Origin of the sequence: Brevundimonas sp. PWP3-1b1 (genome assembly GCF_049896065.1) — a bacterium.
In the GTDB taxonomy this organism is placed as follows: Bacteria; Pseudomonadota; Alphaproteobacteria; order Caulobacterales; family Caulobacteraceae; genus Brevundimonas; species Brevundimonas intermedia_B.
This window is the reverse complement of record NZ_JAFCTO010000001.1, coordinates 241,797-258,942: the sequence shown is the minus strand read 5'-3', so window position 1 is coordinate 258,942 and position 17,146 is coordinate 241,797. Positions and strand designations below refer to the sequence as shown.

General features: G+C 66.1%; 17 protein-coding genes and 1 tRNA gene. 8 read left to right on the top strand and 10 right to left on the bottom strand.

Annotated elements, in window-relative coordinates; translation table 11 throughout:
* Nucleotides 1-3 precede the first annotated feature (3 nt).
* A complete protein-coding gene (locus ACP69V_RS01255; protein ID WP_426022336.1) occupies nt 4-1,257 on the bottom strand; it encodes a glycosyltransferase family 4 protein in 1,254 nt (417 codons plus the stop codon).
* Between the two features lies 1 nt (nt 1,258).
* Nucleotides 1,259-2,251 (bottom strand): KpsF/GutQ family sugar-phosphate isomerase, encoded by a 993-nt coding sequence (locus ACP69V_RS01250; protein WP_426022335.1) that lies wholly within the window; start codon nt 2,249-2,251, stop codon nt 1,259-1,261.
* Between the two features lie 168 nt (nt 2,252-2,419).
* Between ACP69V_RS01250 and otsB the strand changes: the two genes are divergently transcribed.
* Genes otsB through ACP69V_RS01235 form a run of 3 tightly spaced genes read left to right on the top strand, consistent with a single transcriptional unit; the run spans nt 2,420 to nt 6,422 of the window.
* On the top strand, nt 2,420-3,178 hold the full coding sequence (gene otsB / locus ACP69V_RS01245; RefSeq protein WP_426022334.1) for a trehalose-phosphatase: 759 nt from the start codon (nt 2,420-2,422) through the stop codon (nt 3,176-3,178).
* Nucleotides 3,179-3,182: 4 nt separating this feature from the next.
* The gene (locus ACP69V_RS01240; protein WP_426022333.1) at nt 3,183-4,967 is read left to right on the top strand and encodes a glycoside hydrolase family 15 protein; all 1,785 of its coding nucleotides are present in this window, start codon (nt 3,183-3,185) and stop codon (nt 4,965-4,967) included.
* A 42-nt stretch (nt 4,968-5,009) separates the two neighbouring features.
* Nucleotides 5,010-6,422 carry an alpha,alpha-trehalose-phosphate synthase (UDP-forming) gene (locus ACP69V_RS01235; protein ID WP_426022332.1) on the top strand — a complete coding sequence of 471 codons (1,413 nt, stop codon included), beginning with the start codon at nt 5,010-5,012 and terminating at the stop codon, nt 6,420-6,422.
* Nucleotides 6,423-6,425: 3 nt separating this feature from the next.
* On the opposite strand, the gene ACP69V_RS01230 is transcribed toward ACP69V_RS01235, so the two are convergent.
* From ACP69V_RS01230 to ACP69V_RS01205, 6 genes are all read right to left on the bottom strand, one after another.
* Nucleotides 6,426-7,397, bottom strand: coding sequence for an esterase-like activity of phytase family protein (locus tag ACP69V_RS01230; protein ID WP_426022331.1), 972 nt, complete (start codon nt 7,395-7,397; stop codon nt 6,426-6,428).
* Nucleotides 7,394-9,277, bottom strand: coding sequence for a cobaltochelatase subunit CobT (cobT, locus tag ACP69V_RS01225; RefSeq protein ID WP_426022330.1), 1,884 nt, complete (start codon nt 9,275-9,277; stop codon nt 7,394-7,396). The genes ACP69V_RS01230 and cobT overlap by 4 nt, the downstream gene beginning before the upstream one ends.
* A 41-nt stretch (nt 9,278-9,318) precedes the next feature.
* Nucleotides 9,319-10,563 carry a DUF418 domain-containing protein gene (locus ACP69V_RS01220; protein ID WP_426022329.1) on the bottom strand — a complete coding sequence of 415 codons (1,245 nt, stop codon included), beginning with the start codon at nt 10,561-10,563 and terminating at the stop codon, nt 9,319-9,321.
* 46 nt (nt 10,564-10,609) lie between these two features.
* The gene (locus tag ACP69V_RS01215; protein ID WP_135193967.1) at nt 10,610-11,167 is read right to left on the bottom strand and encodes a phthalate transporter; all 558 of its coding nucleotides are present in this window, start codon (nt 11,165-11,167) and stop codon (nt 10,610-10,612) included.
* Entirely contained in the window at nt 11,164-12,045 is an 882-nt protein-coding gene (locus ACP69V_RS01210) for a 3-hydroxybutyryl-CoA dehydrogenase (protein ID WP_426022328.1), read from the bottom strand. Before ACP69V_RS01210 ends, ACP69V_RS01215 begins: the two co-directional genes overlap by 4 nt.
* A gap of 104 nt (nt 12,046-12,149) precedes the next feature.
* The gene (locus ACP69V_RS01205) at nt 12,150-12,455 is read right to left on the bottom strand and encodes a YggT family protein (protein ID WP_135193965.1); all 306 of its coding nucleotides are present in this window, start codon (nt 12,453-12,455) and stop codon (nt 12,150-12,152) included.
* Between the two features lie 162 nt (nt 12,456-12,617).
* Here ACP69V_RS01205 and ACP69V_RS01200 point away from each other — a divergent pair.
* From ACP69V_RS01200 to ACP69V_RS01190, 3 genes are all read left to right on the top strand, one after another.
* Nucleotides 12,618-12,693, top strand: a tRNA-Ala gene (locus tag ACP69V_RS01200).
* 247 nt (nt 12,694-12,940) lie between these two features.
* Nucleotides 12,941-13,864 (top strand): hypothetical protein, encoded by a 924-nt coding sequence (locus tag ACP69V_RS01195; protein WP_426022327.1) that lies wholly within the window; start codon nt 12,941-12,943, stop codon nt 13,862-13,864.
* Entirely contained in the window at nt 13,861-14,385 is a 525-nt protein-coding gene (locus ACP69V_RS01190; RefSeq protein ID WP_426022326.1) for a hypothetical protein, read from the top strand. The genes ACP69V_RS01195 and ACP69V_RS01190 overlap by 4 nt, the downstream gene beginning before the upstream one ends.
* A 97-nt stretch (nt 14,386-14,482) precedes the next feature.
* Here the strand turns inward: ACP69V_RS01190 and ACP69V_RS01185 are convergent, their stop codons facing one another.
* On the bottom strand, nt 14,483-14,860 hold the full coding sequence (locus ACP69V_RS01185) for a hypothetical protein (RefSeq protein ID WP_426022325.1): 378 nt from the start codon (nt 14,858-14,860) through the stop codon (nt 14,483-14,485).
* Between the two features lie 140 nt (nt 14,861-15,000).
* Here ACP69V_RS01185 and ACP69V_RS01180 point away from each other — a divergent pair, with 140 nt between their 5' ends.
* Both ACP69V_RS01180 and ACP69V_RS01175 read left to right on the top strand, forming a co-directional pair.
* A complete protein-coding gene (locus ACP69V_RS01180) occupies nt 15,001-15,792 on the top strand; it encodes an SDR family oxidoreductase (RefSeq protein ID WP_426022324.1) in 792 nt (263 codons plus the stop codon).
* Nucleotides 15,793-15,841: 49 nt separating this feature from the next.
* Entirely contained in the window at nt 15,842-16,192 is a 351-nt protein-coding gene (locus ACP69V_RS01175; protein WP_426022323.1) for a hypothetical protein, read from the top strand.
* Nucleotide 16,193: 1 nt separating this feature from the next.
* Here the strand turns inward: ACP69V_RS01175 and ACP69V_RS01170 are convergent, their stop codons facing one another.
* Nucleotides 16,194-17,141, bottom strand: a complete 948-nt coding sequence (locus tag ACP69V_RS01170) for an NAD(P)-dependent oxidoreductase (RefSeq protein WP_426022322.1) — start codon at nt 17,139-17,141, stop codon at nt 16,194-16,196.
* Nucleotides 17,142-17,146: the final 5 nt, after the last annotated feature.

Below are 17,146 nucleotides of genomic sequence, written 5' to 3'. Positions count from 1 at the left end.
AGGCTAGGCGTGTTCAAGGCCGATGGCGTCGGCGACGATGCGGAAATGCCCTGGCCAGTCCGGGGCGACATAGGCCGGCGGCGAGGCCGGGGCCGCCTGAGTGGCGCGCTCGATGGCGGCCAACCAGCCCAGGCCGTCGAGCGGATCGATGAGTTCGGCGTTCGGCGTCAATTCGCGGTGCGGCGGGATGTCGGAGGCGAAGAGGGAAAGGCCCATGGCGCAGGCCTCGACCGCCGGCAGGTCGAACCCCTCGACGGAGGAGGGGGCCAGCACGGCGCGGGCGCCGCGCATCAGGCGCGCGAGGACGGTGTCGGACAGGTTGGAGGCCTGATGCACCACGCCCTGCAGATTGGGCGAGCGTTGCAGATGATCCAGCACGGCCTCGTTCTCCCAGCCGTAGCGGCCGACCAGCACCAGCGACGGGGTTCGCTCGCCCAGCCGCTCCTCCAGCCGGCGCCACAGCGTCAGCAGCAGGGCCAGGTTCTTGCGCGCCTCTATGGTGCCGACGTGAACGAAATAGGGGCGGGCCGCCGCGACGGCGTCGCCGGCGACGAAGGCTGGCTCCAGCCCGAGGTGGGCGACGTGGATGGGCGGCTGGGGCAGGCCTTCACGACTGGCGAAGGCGCGCAGTTCCTCGCCGGTGTAGGCCGAGTTGACGATGATCCGGCTGGCGTGACGCAGGGTGTTGGCGACGCGCGCATGGTGCTTCTCGCCGTCGCCAGGGCGGCAGAACTCGGGATGGGTCACAGGGATCAGGTCGTGGATCAGGACGACCCGCTCGATCCCGGCCGCCTGAAGATCTTGAAGCGCCGCCGGATCGTGCAGGGTGGTGTGCCCCACGGTCAAATAGAGGTCGGCCTCCGGCAAAGGCTTGGCATGACGGGATCGAAAGAACTGTTTCAGCACGCGGGTCTTGTCGGCTGGCTTCTCCTGAACGGGGGCCGGGGGCGCGCCCAGCACCGATGCAGCGGGCCGAGTCTCTGACGTCAAGGCCGCCAGCAGCCGCTGTTCGTGCGCAAGGTCTGCTGGCGCACTGGCGGCGCCGTTCCATTTTGCGCGCAGATCGACGACGAAACGCCGGAACCAGCCGATCTCGACGGCGACGAGCCGGTTCTTGCGACCCCGCACCGGAATGGTCGTCACGTTCGACGAGGTTAGCAGCCATTCGGCATAGGCCAGACAGACCCGGTCCACGCCGGTCGGGGCGGAGCGATCGGCCCGGCTCATCAGCCGGCTGGCGTCATAGAGAATACGCATGTCAGGCGACGTAACCGGCCTGCATCAGTTCGGCGATGTGGACGATGGCCGTGGGCTTTCCATCCTCGATCACGAACAGGTTGGCGATCTTGTTGGCGGTCAGCAAGTCCACGACGTCGCTCATGCGAGCGTCGGGATCGACGGTGATCGGGTTGGCGCCCATGATGTCGGCCGCCGTCAGATGGGTGGTGTCGCGCTGGAAGGCGCGGCGAAGGTCGCCGTCGGTGACGATCCCCGCCAGGGTTCCGTCATCGTTCAGCACGGCGACTGCGCCCTTCCGACCCTCGGTGACGGCCGACACCACGTCGCCGAAGCTGGCGTTCAGCGGCACGCTGGCCGGAGCGGCGGCGTTGTCGCCCATCCATTCGCGCACGCTTTGCAGGCTCATGCCCAGGGCGCCGCCGGGGTGGTGCAGGCCGAAGTCCATCGCCGTGAACTCGCGACGGTCCATCAGCACCATGGCCAGGGCATCGCCCAGGGCCAAGGCCATCAGGGTCGAGGTCGTCGGCGCCAGGCCGTTGGGACAGGCCTCCGCCACCTTGGGCATGGTTAGGCAGACGGCGGCGTTGCGGCCCAGGAAGCTGGCGGGGCGTTGGGTGATGGCGATGACGGGGATGCCGTTGCGCTGGCAATAGATCAGCGGATCGCGCAGTTCGCGGCTCTCGCCAGAGTTCGAAAGGGCCAGCAGGGTCACGTCGGGGCGCAGCATGCCCAGGTCGCCGTGGCTCATTTCGGCCGGGTGAACGAAGAAGGCGTTGGTGCCGGTCGAGGCCAGGGTCGCGGCGATCTTGTTGCCGATATGACCCGACTTGCCCATGCCGGTGACGACGACATAGCCGGGTCGGCTCATGATCACGTCGACCGCGCGGGCGATGGAAACGTCGATCGAACGCTCCAGCGCTTCCAGCGCCTCAATGTTCAGCCGGACGACCTCTCGCGCGCGATCGGTCATGCTGGCGATGTCTTCGGGGGTCGAGTGAACGATCTCGGTCATGCTCTGACGGCCCGCAACCGGGCTCTCCTTCTTTGACGGGCGCGATCCACCGTGACTGCGTGGCGCGCGCCGCCCTCCTTTCAGACGACTTTGTCGGTTTCTGGTCAACCTTTGCCGCATTGGCGCGTTAGGATCGTCGGGGAAGTCAAACAAAGAGTCTGATCGTCAATGCCGTCTCATGCCGGAGCCGCCTCGCTATTGCTCCCGACACCGCCTGTCGTCGCCGACGGAATCGCCCTGTTTCTGGACATGGACGGCGTGCTGGCGCCGATGGCCCCGACGCCCGACGCGGTCCTGCCCACAGCGCGACGCACATCGGCGCTGAAGGCGGTCGAGGCGCGGCTGTCAGGCCGTGTCGCCATCGTCAGCGGCCGCACCATCGCCGAGATCGACCGCATATCCGACCACGCCCTTGTTTCCGGCTCGGGCGTGCATGGGCTGGAGCGCCGTCTGAAAGACGGTTCGATCCAGCGTAAGACGGCGGATGCGGGGGTCGCCGAGGCCATGGAGGCCTTCGAGGCCTTCGCCGCCGACCGCCCCGGCGTGATCGTCGAGGACAAGGGCGTGTCGGTCGGCCTGCACTACCGCCAGGCGCCGAACGAAGCGGGCGCGGCCAAGGCGCTGGCTGCAGAGTTGCAATCCGAAACCGGCCTGACGCTTCAACCCGGCCATATGGTGCTGGAGTTGAAGACGCCGGGAGCCGACAAGGGCACGGCCGTCACTGCCTTCATGCAGGAGGCGCCGTTCAAGGGGGCGGTTCCGGTCATGCTGGGCGACGACCTGACCGATGAATACGGGTTCGAGGCGGCGGCGGCCCTGGGCGGCTATGGCGTGCTGGTCGGCCCCGAGCGCGAGACGGCGGCGCGTTACCGCCTGGATGATGTCGACGCCGTACTGACCTGGCTTGAAGCCGTAGCGAAGGCCTGAACCGATGAAGCCCAATCTTGATCTTTTCCCCATCGGCAACTGCGGCGTCAGCGCCCTGATCGACCGTCAGGGCCGCTTCGTCTGGGCCTGCGCGCCGCGCGTGGACGGCGACCCGGTGTTTTCCGCCCTGATGGACGGCGAGGAACCCGATCACGGTTTCTGGGCCATCGAGATGGAGGGGATGACGTCGATCGAGCAGGCCTATGTCCGCAACACACCGGTGCTGCGCACGGTGATGACGGCCGAGGACGGGTCTAGCGCCGAGATCATCGATTTCGCCCCGCGCCATCCCAAACATTCACGCACCTATCGCCCGCTGGCCTTTGCGCGGATGGTGCGGCCGCTGTCGGGCACGCCGCGCATTCGGGTCAGGCTGCGGCCTTCGACCGACTGGGGCGCGCGCCCGGCGCCGAACACCTCCGGCTCCAACCATATCCGCTATATGTGCGCCGACGTGACCTTCCGCCTGACGACCGATTGTCCGGTGTCGCATGTGCTGGAGGAACGGGTGTTCCGGCTGGAACGGCCGCACGCCTTCTTCCTGGGGCCGGACGAGGGCTATGACCAGGACGTCGGTCACGGGGTGCAGGGCGCGCTGGACCGGACGGTGGCCTATTGGCAGGACTGGGTGCGCAAACTCTATCTGCCGCTGGACTATCAGGAGGCGGTGATCCGCGCGGCGATCACGCTGAAGCTTTGCGCCTATGAGGAGACGGGGGCCATCGTCGCCGCCATGACGACCTCGGTGCCCGAGTTCAAGGAGAGCGGGCGCAACTGGGACTATCGCTACTGCTGGATCCGCGACGCCTATTACACGGTGCGGGCGCTGAACCGGCTGGGCGCCGTGGACATCCTTGAGAATTACCTCGTCTATCTGAGGAACCTGGTCGACGATTCCGCCGGCGGCCACGTCCAGCCGGTCTATGGCGTGGGTCTGGAGCCGGGCATCGGCGAGAGCATTATCGACTCCGTCGAGGGCTATCGCGGCATGAAGCCGGTGCGGATCGGCAATCAGGCGCACGAGCATCTGCAACATGACGTGTACGGACAGATCGTCCTGCCGCTGGTCCAGGCCTTCTACGACGTGCGCCTGTTGCGCCCCGGCACGCTCGACGACTTCCATGCGCTGGAGACTATCGGCGACCGGGCCTTCGCCATGCACGACAAGACCGACGCCGGCCTGTGGGAGTTCCGCACCATCGCGCGGGTCCACACCTATTCGTCCGTCATGTGCTGGGCGGCCTGCGATCGTCTGGCCAAGGCGGCTGACCATCTGGGCCTGCCGGATCGGGGCGAGTTCTGGCGTGAGCGGGCGCGCATCATCCGCGAGCGGATCGAGGCCGAGGCCTATCTGCCCGACGAAGGCCGGTTCGCCGCCAGCTTCGGCGGGCGCGAGCTGGACGCCTCCCTGCTGCAGATGACCGATCTGGGCTTCCTGGAGGCGCACGATCCGCGTCAGGTCGCCACTTTCGACGCCATCGAGCGCGATCTGAAGAAGGGGCCGTTCCTGTTCCGCTACGTCGAGCCGGACGACTTCGGCGAGCCGGAAACCGCCTTCAACTTCTGCACCTTCTGGTTCATCGAGGCCCTGCACCAGAACGGCCGGATCGAGGAGGCGCGCACCATCTTCCAGGAAATGCTGGACCGCCGCACGGCCGCAGGCCTGTTGAGCGAGGACATTTCGATCGACGACGGCGAACTGTGGGGCAACTATCCGCAGACCTATTCGCTTGTCGGGATCATCAATTGCGCCGTGCTGTTGAGCCGTTCGTGGACCGATGTGCGTTAATATCCGGACCCCGGGGGTGGGGTCGCCGTTCGAAGTGAAGTCATGAGCCGCCTTATCGTCGTTTCCAACCGGGTCTCCGCCCCGGCAGACCCTGCCGCAGGGTCCGCCGGCGGCCTGGCCATGGCCCTGTCCGCTGCGTTGAGAAAATACGACGGCCTGTGGTTCGGCTGGTCCGGCGAGACGATCGAACACTACACCGGCGAGGTGAAGATCGAGGACCGGGCCGGCGTGACTGTCGGCCTGGTCGATCTGGAAGCCCAGGACGTCGACGAATACTACAATGGCTACGCCAACAAGACGCTGTGGCCGCTCTTCCACCACCGCATCGACCTGGCGCAGTATGAGCGGTCGTATGGCGAGGGCTATGAGCGGGTGAACCGTCGCTTCGCCGAGGTGCTGGCCCCCCTGATCCAGCCCGACGACATGATCTGGATCCACGACTATCACATGATCCCGATGGCGCGGGATCTGCGCCGCCTGGGCATCCGGAACCGGATCGGCTTCTTCCTGCACACGCCCTGGCCGGCGCGTCAGTTGCTGGTGACCCTGCCGCATCACCGGCGGCTGGTGGAATCCATGTTCGATTTCGATCTGATCGGTTTCCACACCCAGGAATGGAGCGACCTGTTCACCGACTATGTGGTCTCTGAGGCCCAGGGCGAACTGGACGGGACCGGCGGGCTGGAGTGTTTCGGACGCAAGGTCCAGACCGGTGTCTTCCCCATCGGCATCGACGTGGACGGCTTCCTGGCGGCGCGGAACTCGACCCTTGGGGCGCGGACCTATGACCGGATGGCGGCGTCTTCGGCCTTCCGGTCGATGATGGTGGGCGTGGATCGGCTGGACTATTCCAAGGGGCTGGAAGAGCGGCTGCTCGGCTATGAGCAGTTCCTGCAGGACAACGCCTCGATGCGGGGCGAGGTCTTCCTGTTGCAGGTCACGCCGATCTCGCGCGACGACGTGGACTCGTACCAGGATATTCGCGCGCGGCTGGACGCCTTGGCGGGGCGGATCAACGGCGCCTTCGGCGACATGGACTGGCAGCCGATCCGCTATCTGAACCGCACCTATCGCCGGGATCAGCTGGCGGGCATCTATCGCGCGGCTCGGGTGGGCTTGGTGACGCCGCTGCGCGACGGCATGAATCTGGTGGCCAAGGAATATGTCTGCGCCCAGAACCCCGAAGATCCCGGCGTGCTGATCCTGTCGCGCTTCGCCGGCGCGGCCGAGCAGATGGGCGAGGCCCTGCTGGTCAATCCCTACAGCCGCGAGGAGCTGTCTGACGCCATCCAGAAGGCGCTGACCATGCCGCAGGCCGAGCGTATTCGAAAATGGGAGGCCCTGATGGAGGTGGTGCGCGCCACCGACGTGGGCATCTGGCGCGACGACTTCGTGCGCGCGCTGCGCTCGGACGAGGCGACGGCCCAATCGACCCAATGGGCCGGGGCCGCTTGAAGATCAGCTCAGGTCGAAGGCCAGCATCAGGGTGCGCTGGGCCGGATTGAAGTTGTCGTCGGACAGGATGTAGAGGCGCGTCTTGCCATGGCGCGTCTCGGCGGCGACCCCTTCGAAATTGTCGGTGGTGCCGGGCAGTTTCAGTTCGATCAGGATAGGCCCCAAGGTTCCGTCCGGGGCCATGCGCCGAACGCGTGCGCGCATGTCGATGGGCGCACGGTACAGGCGCTGGACCACGAACCATCCGTCGCCGGACGGATCGCGATCCAGGCCGGTGATGCGGTATTGGCTGTCGGGAATGGGTGTCTCGGGCGGGGTCACGACCGTGCACCGGGCCGATGAGCAGTCCCAGACGCCGCCGTCCTCGCCCGAGACGCGCCAGCCGCGGGGTGCGACGGCCAGCCCTTCCATCCCGTCGTTTTCGGTGAAGGCGAAGTCGGGCGCCCGCATCGGCGTCGGCTGGGTCTTGAGGGCCGACAGCGGGCCGTAGTTCCAGATCCGGTGACGCCGTTCGAAACTGACCAGCAGATCGCCGGAGGGGGTGACGACCAGGCCTTCGGCATCGCCGTCCTGCTTGTCGGAGATTGCGCGTCCGTCTTCCAGCGTCAGGCGGCGCGAGCGGAAATGATCCAGGCCGATCAGCCGCCCGGCGGCGTCCAAGCGAATGTCGCCGCGCACCAGATCGCCCGCATCCGACACGGTGACGAAGCCCCCGTCGCCGGTCAGCTTCAGGTCCGACAGGCTGTGCAGGGTCGAGGTCGGTGCGGCGATGAGTTGCAGGCCCCCGGCGAACCGCACGCCGTCCGCCAACTGCGCCCCGCCCGGCAGGCCCAGGCTGACGCTTCTCAGCTCCGCGACCCCGGGCGTCCAGCCGTCCGAAGACAACGGATAGGGCTGCGGCGCGCCAAGCGAGGCGGCGCAGGCCGTCAGCGACAACGCGATCCAGACGCAGGCCAGACGGCCGAAACGGCTCATGCCGCCAGCTTCTTTCGCGTCCGTCGCGTGGGACCGGCCGCGCCCTCGTTCTCGAACAGTTCGGCCAGTTTCTCGGTCATGGCGCCGGCCAGCTGTTCCACGTCCACGATGGTCAGGGCCTTGCGATACCAGCGGGTCACGTCGTGGCCGATGCCGATGGCCAGCAGCTCGACCGGCGAGCGATCCTCGATCTCGGCGATCACCTGACGCAGGTGCTTGTCCAGATACAGCGCTGCATTGGCCGACTGGGTCGAGTCATCGACCGGCGAGCCGTCGGAAATGACCATCAGGATGCGGCGCTGCTCGGTCCGGGCCAGCAGGCGATTGTGCGCCCACTGAAGCGCCTCGCCGTCGATGTTTTCCTTCAGCAGGCCCTCGCGCATCATCAGGCCCAGGTTCTTCTTGGCCCGACGCCACGGCGCGTCGGCGGCCTTGTAGATGATGTGGCGCAGGTCGTTCAGTCGGCCCGGATTGGCGGGCTTGCCGGCGGTGATCCAGGCCTCGCGGCTTTGTCCGCCCTTCCAGGCGCGGGTGGTGAAGCCCAGGATCTCGACCTTGACCCCGCAGCGTTCCAGCGTGCGCGCCAGGATGTCGGCGCAGACCGCCGCCACCATGATCGGCCGCCCGCGCATCGAGCCGGAGTTGTCCAGCAACAGGGTCACGACCGTATCGCGGAACGGGCTCTCGCTTTCGGCCTTGAACGACAGGGGGGCGGTCGGATCGGTGACGATGCGCGTCAGCCGGGCGGTGTCCAGCATTCCCTCTTCCAGATCGAAGACCCAGGAGCGGTTCTGCTGGGCCAGCAGGCGGCGTTGCAGCTTGTTGGCCAGGCGCGAGACGACGCTGGACAGGATGGCCAGCTGGCCGTCCAGCAGGGCGCGCAGTCGGTCCAGTTCGACCGGGTCGCACAGGTCGGCGGCGTCCACCACCTCGTCGAAGGCGGTGGTGAAGACGCGGTAGAAATCGACCGCGCGGCCGTCGTCGGCCGTCTGCTGGCGGTTCGGCTGCTGGCCTTCCTGCAGTTCGGGGCCGTCGTCGGAGCCTTCGCCGTCGGGATCGGCCGGCGCGCCTTCGGGGCGGCTCTCGCGTTCTTCGTCCGAGGACTGATCGTCGGCGTCGCCCTCCATCGACTGGGAGCCCTCGCCGCCGTCCTCTTCTTCCTCCTCGTCCTGATCGTCGTCGGCGGCCGGATCCTGGGGATCGGGCTCCTCGTCGCCGGGATCTTCAGAAGAGTCCTCGCCGCGCCCGTCGCCGGGGTCGAGGTCCAGGGCGCGCAGCACCTCGCGCATCTTCAGCGCAAAGCCTTCCTGATCGCCCGCCGTGCCCGCCAGGGCGTCCAGCTTGGCGCTCGCCTTGGCCTCGATATTGGCGCGCACCAGATCCAGCATGGCCTTGGCGCCGTCCGGCGCGGGCCGTCCGGTCAGCCGCTCGCGCACCAGAAGCGCCACGGCCTCGGACACCGGCACGCGGTCGGCGTCATTGATGCGCAGGGCGCCGGTCTTTTCCAGCCGGGTGATCAGGGCGGCGCCCAGATTGTCGCGCACTCCGGCCAGGTGTTCCGAGCCGAACGCCTCGACCCGCGCCTGCTCGACCGCATCGAACACCTCGGCCGCCTTGACGTCGGCCGGCCGCATCTTCGCGTTCACCGCCACGTCGTGGTTGGCCAGCCGCAGCGCCAGCCGGTCGGCCTGGCCGCGCAGGGAGGCGCTCTCGGGCCCCGACGGATCGCGTGGCGGATGGGGCAGGGTCAGGACGCCGTTCGACAGCTTGGGACCGTCGGACCCGAACGTCACCTCAAGCTCGGGCTGTTCGGCCAGCGCCCGCGCGGCATGACCCAGCGCGCGTTTGAAGGTTTCGGCGGGAGTATCCTGGGCGGCCATGGCCCTCAGTTAATCCCTTCGCGCCTGCGATAAAAGCGCCGTCAGCCGGGTTTCTGGATCGGCACCCGGCGACCATAGGTCAGACAGCGCCAAACCCACTCCAGCGGCCCCATGCTGAACCGTGACAACCACAGCGGCGACCAGACCAGTTGCAGCGCCCAGACGCCCAGGACCAGGCCCCACATCTGCACATAGTCCACCTGTCCGAACAGGCGCGGCCCCCACGGCATGTAGAAGATCGTCGTCATGATCAGGGTCTGGGTCAGATAGTTGGTGAAGGCCATCTGGCCCACGGGTCGCAGCGCCGCCGTGATCCACGCCAGACCTCGCGTCGTCGCCAGGACGATCAGGCTAACGTAGGCCAGGGTGACGAAGATCGGGAAGGAGGCGACCGCCCCCGCCAGGCCGCGCGTCGGGTCTGTGTTTGGCGCCGCCATGGCCTCGGTCCATTCCAGCACGCCCAGCAGGGCCAGCACCGCCCCGCCCACGGCGATCAGCGTCGCATAGACCCATGTCGGCGCCCGGCCGCTGAAGAACCCCGACTTGAACAGCCCCATGCCCAGCATCATAAGGGCCACGGTCGAGAAGACGAACATGGTCAGGCTGGCCCCTTGCAGGAACATCCAGCTCTGAAGGTTCTGGCCCATCGCCCCGGCCCATCCGCTGCGATAGGCGGCGATGGCGTCGGCGACCATGGCGGCGGTGTACCGCGGTCCGCCCTGGCTCATCGCCTCGGTGAAGGCAGGCGGTCCGGCGACGATCAGCCAGGTGGCGAGGGCCTGCATCGCGCCCAGCGCCAGGGTGACGCCCAGGCCGACCCCGATCAGCGTCCCGGCCCGCATCGACCGCATCAGCATCACGAACAGGCCGGACCAGGCGTAGAGCAGCAGCACGTCGCCGTACCAGAAGGCCAGGCCGTGGATCAGGGCGATGATCGACAGCCAGAACAGGCGCCGCCGCAACAGCCGCCCGCGCGCCGAATCGCCCCGCTCGCCCCCCACCAGAAAGATCGAGGCGCCGAACAGCATCGAGAACAGGGTGATGAACTTCTGGTGGAAGAAGACGTCCATCGTCCAGCGCGCAACCGCGTTGGCGCCCGTCACCGCAAACGGGCTCAGGCTCGCGTCTTCATAGACCATGAAGGGCAGGGCGAAGGAGACGACATTGACCGCCAGGATGCCCAGCACCGCCAGGCCCCGCATGACGTCCAGGCTGGCGATGCGCGAGGTCGCGACGACCGGCGACAGCATCGGTGCGGCGTCGGCTTCGTTATCGTCCATGGTCATGTGCGGATCCCCCAATCCCCAGATGTCAGCCTTAAGCGCGGATGCCTCAGCGCTTGGGCATCAGGCCCAGTCTGTCCTTGACCGCCGGCCGGGCCTCGAAGGCGATGAAGGCGGCGCATAGACCGGCCCACAGGGCGTAGCTGACGCCCACGATCATGGCGATGGGCAGGCCGCCGACACCGAAGATCAGCAGGGTCGTCTCGGTGGCGCCCAAGGCCTGCATGAAGTCGCCGGCCTCGATCCAGCCCATGACGCTCATGCCCAGGGCCACGACGATCTGGACCAGGGCCGCCGCCAGGCCGCCGTACATCATGAAGCGCCACACGACGCCCAGCCGCGTGCCGGGACGTCCGTCGCGCTTGCGCTCGTTCAGGATGCGATACAGCGCCAGCGGCACGGTGATCAGGCCGATCACCATCACCACCAGCCGCCAGTCCATGTCGCGGCCCGGCATGAAGGCATGGGGCCGCCAGAACGGCAGGGTCAGCCACAGCGGGGGCCAGGCCGCGCCGGCCAGACAGGCCAGGATCGGATACAGAGGCGCGGGCCGTGCGGCGATGGTCGCCTGACCCGGCAGATCGGAATAGCTCTCGAACCGGCTCATCGCGTCGGCGCCGGCGTGTCGCCGGAATAGTCGTAGAAGCCGCGTCCGCTCTTGCGGCCCAGCCAGCCGGCCTCGACATATTTCACCAGCAGCGGGCAGGGGCGGTATTTGCTGTCGGCCAAGCCGTCGTACAGCACGTTCATGATGGCCAGGACGACGTCCAGACCCATGAAGTCCGCCAGCTCCAGCGGCCCCATCGGATGGTTGGCCCCCAGGCGCAGCGCCTTGTCGATCGAGGCGACGTTGCCGACGCCTTCGTACAGGGCGAAGATCGCCTCGTTCATCATCGGCACCAGGATGCGGTTGACGATGAAGGCGGGGAAGTCCTCGGCGTCCGTGGTCGTCTTGCCCAGGCTCTCGGCGAAGGCGACGGCGGCGGAATGGGTCTCGGCCGAGGTGGCGATGCCGCGCACGATCTCGACCAGTTTCATGATCGGCGCCGGCTTCATGAAGTGCAGGCCGACGAACCGATCCGGCCGGTCGGTCGAGGACGCCAGGCGGGTGATCGAGATCGAGGAGGTGTTGGAGGCCAGCAGGGTGTTCGGCCCCAGATGCGGCAGGACCTGCGCATAGATGGCCTTCTTGACCGCCTCGTCCTCCAGTGCGGCCTCGATGACCAGATCGGCGCCGGCGACCGCCTCGGCGATCACGTCGCTGACGGCGATGCGGGCCAGGGCTGCGTCGGCGGCGGCCTGATCGACCAGGCCGCGCGCGACATGACGCGACAGGCTGGCCGCGATCTCGCCCTGCGCCAGCGGCAGCCGGTCGGCGACGACGTCATAGAGCCGGACCGAATAGCCCCCGAGCGCCACCGCCTGGGCGATGCCTGCGCCCATCTGTCCGGCGCCCAGAATGGCGACTGTGGTGATCGTGGTCATGAACCGTGGTCGAAAGTGGTCGGGCGGGCACCTTTAGGAAGGACGGCGCGCGGCGCAAGAGCGGATCGGCGCCGGGGCGTCAGATTTCCGCCCGCCGTGTCGCCTCAGCCCAGCAACTGGACCAGGGCCGGCGCCGCCGTGCGGTTGAACAGCACGCTGATGAACTGCAGCAGCAGGATCACCACGATGGGCGAGATGTCGATGCCGCCCAGGTTGGGAATGATGCGGCGGAACGGCTCCAGCAGGGGCGCGGTGACCCGGTCCAGGAAGGTCCCGACCGAATAGACGAAGCGGTTGCGATAGTTGACGACGTCGAACGCCACCAGCCAGCTCAATATGGCTTGGGCGATGATGAACCAGATCATCAGACTGATGATGGCGTTGATCAACCAGACGAGGGCGTAGCCCATGAACCGTAACTCCTGCTTGGATCGGCGCTTCTAGCGTGTTCGCACCCGGTCCGACAACGGCCGTTTCCGGGCTGCGCGGATTGCGCGCACAAGCCCGTTGACACCACGCCCGCCCGCCTTCTATGTCCGCCACGCCTGTGAACCCGATCCCACGCTGGAAACGGGGCCGTAGCTCAGTTGGTAGAGCGCGTCGTTCGCAATGACGAGGTCAGGGGTTCGACTCCCCTCGGCTCCACCAGGCGTTTTCATAACGATTAAGTTGTCCCGCGTCTTCTTCATGATGGCTATGTTGCTCTTATCGAACGCTTTTCGATAGGGCTGCCATCCTTAGACCGCTCAGAATTGGTGCATCAAATCGGACAGGGGTGATCAGCCCCTAATCGCCTTGCGGAACGACTGCAGTTTTCTGCAGCTAATCAACCTTAACGAACGCAGTTGCTAACCAGTCCGCGAGCGCTATGTTTCGCTGGTTCGCCGGAGGGATAATGACGTCGTCGATTGGTCTGAGATTCTATCAGGTGACCGCGCACGTGCGGAACAGCAAGGGTGACGACGTTGTGCCGGACGCCAACCTCAGCACACCTTTGGATGACTTTGTTCGAACGTTTGTGAGCGAGAACTCTGTCCAGGTAAGGAGTGATAGTCACCAACGCAGTTGGTACTTCGACGAACAAGAAGGAGATGGTCCAAACAGCGTGCGTGGCCACATTCTGTATGGAACATTTGGTTTCGAAAGCACCTTCCGTGACGTAGAAACGAAAGAGGTTAGATATAGCCGTGGTGTGAAGGACGTAGAAGAAGTTCCGCTCTTCTTTGAATTCTGGCGCCCAGAGGGGCAAGAGCACTTCATTTTTACATTCCAGTCTTTTCAAGGGCGATCATGCGTAACGTTGGTGCTTGAAAGGATTAGGGAGCGTTTTGAGGATGCGAACCCAGGAGTCTTGTTGAGGATCAAGAAGCTGTTAGCTGTGGGTTCAACTCGTAGCCTGTATGCTAATGCGCCCGTCAAGAAGCTTACTTTGATCAAAAGTCACGTGTCTGCAGACCGCTTCTCGACTTATGCTGCGAGCGGTCGTCGGCGACATATTGACGTCGAGTTGGCCTACAAAGCTGGACGGGGTGGAGCGCTAGGCACGCTTGCAGATTTCTTTGACGACCTGAGTCCAAATGACGATGGGATCGTTGTCTTTGATGGACAAGAATTTGATCAGGCAGTGGCGACTGTAATGATTGGTCGCCAATATCGCCCTGTCGGGCTCGCCGGTCCAACCGCAGATACTGGTGCTGTAGACGTCACTGAAGCGGTTGAATGGGGATTGGACGGCCATCCTACCTTCGATTCTATTGCGGAGCAGGCTACAATGATTGCTCTCGATATGAACCGACGCATAGGCGAGCGCCCGGCGTGAAGATCGATATCCGGCAGATCATAGGTGACCATCTTTCGACGCTGAAAGATGGGCGGACAAAACGATTATCTGTCAGTGATCTTTTGATATTCTTTTTCGTGCCTGTGATTATGGGTTTGGCAGCGTTTCTTGTTAAGATGCCCTTAGATCGAGATGTCTATAACGCGGCTATTACATTTTTCGGAATTTTCATTGCGCTATTACTGAATGTGCAAGTTGCTATATTTGGAATTTTTCAAAGAAAGTGGCCTCCACCGTCAGATAAAAAACTCCTGCCGATACATCAAGATCGGACTAGAGAGCGTAGAGAACTTCTCGGAGAGTTGAATGCGAACCTATCATATCTTACTTTAGTGTGTTGTGTGGCTCTAGTTGAAACATTCTGTTTTTTTGTGTTCAAAAATTTCACGCCCTTGGCGGTGTGCATTGTCGTTTCCACGTCGATGCACTTCTTGATGACATTGCTAATGACTGTAAAAAGGACACATGTTCTTTTCCATAAAGAATATACATTAGATTAGGATTGATCACTCAACGCTAGCTAAGCGTGGGCAGCATCTTGCTGTGGTCCCTTTTTACGCCACGCCACGCCACGCCACGCCACGCCACGCCGTCACCTCACCGCAGCGAGATATACCCCCGCTCGATGATGCGACGCAGGGCCTCGTAGGCTTCGGCGAGTTCGTCGTAGGCGGTGCGGGCGGCGGTCAGGCGGGCGACCTGGTCAGGCGTCACGGCGGAGCCGGAGTGGGCCAGACGCAGCGATTCCGCCACCCATTTGGCGCGGGCCGTGGCGGTCATGACCGCCAGCTTTTGCAGGGACGACGCATCGACGCCGGTCAGGGCGTGGCCGATCACCTCCTTGTTGGCGACGTAGGCGGCGTAGTCGATCTGTTCCAGCTGGCCGCGCAGGCGGCGCTGTTCCTGGGGATCGGTGTCCTGCGGCTCGAAATGATCGCTGTGTCGGCGGATGCTCGACGTCATTTTGGTCGACATGGGCGAGCCCTCCCCGGCCTGTCCTGGCGGCTGATGGCGGCCGCTTCGGCATGAAGGTGCGCCGCGTCGGTTAACGCCGCGTTGCGCCGCGCGAACGGGCGTCCGATATCCGGGACTGAAATCGAAGCCGGAGATCGACCATGGACCTGAAACTGGAGCGCAAGCGCGCCCTGATCTGCGGCGGATCCTCGGGCCTGGGCCGCGCCGTGGCGACGGCTCTGGTCGCGGAAGGGGCGCATGTCGCCCTGTTGTCGCGCGATGCGCAAAAGCTTCAGGCCGTGGCGGATGCGCTGAACGCGGCCGGGCCGGGCAAGGCGGTCGTGGTGACGGCGGACCTGGCCGATCACGCGGCGCTGCTGAAGGCGGCGGACCTCGCCGAAGAGTTGCTGGGCGGTCATATCGAGATTCTGCTGAACAACACGGGCGGGCCGCCGCCGTCGGGGGTGTCGGGGCTGGAGCCGGCGGTCTGGCGCGATCATTTCGAATCGATGGTGCTGTCGATCTTCCGCCTGACGGACCGGGTGTTGCCACGCATGCGGGCGGCCGGTTGGGGGCGGATCCTGAACGTCGCCTCGATCACGGTGGTGGAGCCGTCGGCGGCGCTGGGCGTGTCCAACACCCTGCGGGCTTCGGTCGCCGCCTGGGCCAAGACGCTGGCGAACGAGGTCGGACCGGACGGGGTGACGGTCAACACCCTGTTGCCGGGGCGGATCGACACGCCGCGCATCGAACGCCTGGACCAGGCGACGGCCGAGCGCACCGGCGTCACGCCGCAGCAGGCGCGGGCCGAATCCGTCAAGTCCATTCCCGTCGGCCGCATCGGCACGACCGAGGAGTTCGGCGCCACCGTCGCCTTCCTGGCCAGCCCGCTGGCGGCCTATGTCACCGGCTCGCTGATCCGGCTGGACGGCGGGGCGATCAAGGCGATCTAGTCAATCCGGGGTTGCGGGTGTAGCCTCCGGTCAGATTGGGAGGAATGCCATGCTGACCCTGCTGATGCTGGCCTTGTCGAACGCCGTGACCGTCCAGCCTGCGCCCCTCGCCGACCAGGCCATGGTCCGGGGCGCGCCTGTCGCGGACCGGGCGGCCATGCCTTGCCCCGACCCTCTGATGCAGGCCGAGCAGCGAACAGGGGATCGCGCGGGGGCGTTGCTTGACCGCTCTCTCGATGACGGCCAGGCGCGGCGTTATCTGCTGCTGGATCGGCGCGATCGGAACAACTGCCCCCTGCCGATCAGCTATGCGATCCCCGATCAGCCGCGCGCCCTGGGCCGGGTGTTCGGCCCGATCGTGTCGGTGACGCCGCCCCGCCCTTCACGGCCGGGTCAGTAGGTTAGTCCGGCACAGGCGTGACCGGCGGCCTGTCCGCCAGCACGGCTTCCAGGTTCGCCATCATCAGCTCGGCCATGGCGTTGCGGGTCTCGACGGTGGCCGAGGCGACGTGGGGCGTCAGGACGCAGCGGTCGCTGTCGATCAGGGCCTGGGGCACGTTCGGCTCGTTCGCGAACACATCCAGGCCCGCGCCGCCCAGCCGGCCCGAGGTCAGGGCGGCGACCAGGGCGTCCTGATCCACCACCTCGCCGCGCGCGACATTGATCAGCATGCCGGTCGGACCCAGGGCCTCCAGCACCTGCGCCGAGACCAGGCCGCGCGTCGCGGCGCCGCCCGGCACGATGACGATCAGCACATCGACCTGGGCCGCCAGATCGACCAGGTTCGGCACGTGCCGCCAGGGCGCATCCTTGACCGGATTGCGGGTGTGATAGGCGAGGCTTCCGGCGAGCGGTTCCAGCCGCCGTGCGATGGCCTGGCCGATCCGGCCCAGGCCCAGCAGGCCATAACGCAGGCCTGTCGCGCTGCGCGACAACGGCGGCGGCCCGTTCGAAACCCAGCGCCCGGCGCGAACCCAGGCGTCCATGGCCGGCAGGCGACGCAAGGTCCCGAGGGTCAGTAGCAGGGCCAGGTCGGCCACGTCCTCGTTCAGGACATCGGGCGTGTGGGTGACGATCACGCCGCGCGACCGGGCGTGGGCGACGTCGGTCAGGTCGTAGCCGACGGCGTGGACCGAGACGATCTTCAGCGCGGGCAGGGCGTCGATCAGTCGGGTGTCCACGGTCGCGGCGCCCGAGGCGGCGACGCCGACGATCCGCTCGGCGACCTCGGGCGGCGCCAGGCCGTCGGGGCCGGGGCGATGCAGGGTCCAACCGAGGTCGGGCGCGCGCTGGATCAGCATCGTGTCGGCGAGGGCGGGCAGGCCGATGGCCAGGATGTCGATGGTCATCCGGC

Excerpts from the sequence above, each read along its gene's own strand:
- ACP69V_RS01235 (WP_426022332.1), top strand. The coding sequence starts at position 5,010 with ATGAGCCGCCTTATCGTCGTTTCCAACCGGGTCTCCGCCCCGGCAGAC.
- ACP69V_RS01220 (WP_426022329.1), bottom strand. The coding sequence starts at position 10,563 with ATGACCATGGACGATAACGAAGCCGACGCCGCACCGATGCTGTCGCCG.
- ACP69V_RS01205 (WP_135193965.1), bottom strand. The coding sequence starts at position 12,455 with ATGGGCTACGCCCTCGTCTGGTTGATCAACGCCATCATCAGTCTGATG.
- ACP69V_RS01255 (WP_426022336.1), bottom strand. The coding sequence starts at position 1,257 with ATGCGTATTCTCTATGACGCCAGCCGGCTGATGAGCCGGGCCGATCGC.
- cobT (WP_426022330.1), bottom strand. The coding sequence starts at position 9,277 with ATGGCCGCCCAGGATACTCCCGCCGAAACCTTCAAACGCGCGCTGGGT.
- ACP69V_RS01210 (WP_426022328.1), bottom strand. The coding sequence starts at position 12,045 with ATGACCACGATCACCACAGTCGCCATTCTGGGCGCCGGACAGATGGGC.
- ACP69V_RS01170 (WP_426022322.1), bottom strand. The coding sequence starts at position 17,141 with ATGACCATCGACATCCTGGCCATCGGCCTGCCCGCCCTCGCCGACACG.
- ACP69V_RS01195 (WP_426022327.1), top strand. The coding sequence starts at position 12,941 with ATGACGTCGTCGATTGGTCTGAGATTCTATCAGGTGACCGCGCACGTG.
- otsB (WP_426022334.1), top strand. The coding sequence starts at position 2,420 with ATGCCGTCTCATGCCGGAGCCGCCTCGCTATTGCTCCCGACACCGCCT.
- ACP69V_RS01240 (WP_426022333.1), top strand. The coding sequence starts at position 3,183 with ATGAAGCCCAATCTTGATCTTTTCCCCATCGGCAACTGCGGCGTCAGC.
- ACP69V_RS01215 (WP_135193967.1), bottom strand. The coding sequence starts at position 11,167 with ATGAGCCGGTTCGAGAGCTATTCCGATCTGCCGGGTCAGGCGACCATC.
- ACP69V_RS01230 (WP_426022331.1), bottom strand. The coding sequence starts at position 7,397 with ATGAGCCGTTTCGGCCGTCTGGCCTGCGTCTGGATCGCGTTGTCGCTG.
- ACP69V_RS01185 (WP_426022325.1), bottom strand. The coding sequence starts at position 14,860 with ATGTCGACCAAAATGACGTCGAGCATCCGCCGACACAGCGATCATTTC.
- ACP69V_RS01180 (WP_426022324.1), top strand. The coding sequence starts at position 15,001 with ATGGACCTGAAACTGGAGCGCAAGCGCGCCCTGATCTGCGGCGGATCC.
- ACP69V_RS01250 (WP_426022335.1), bottom strand. The coding sequence starts at position 2,251 with ATGACCGAGATCGTTCACTCGACCCCCGAAGACATCGCCAGCATGACC.
- ACP69V_RS01175 (WP_426022323.1), top strand. The coding sequence starts at position 15,842 with ATGCTGACCCTGCTGATGCTGGCCTTGTCGAACGCCGTGACCGTCCAG.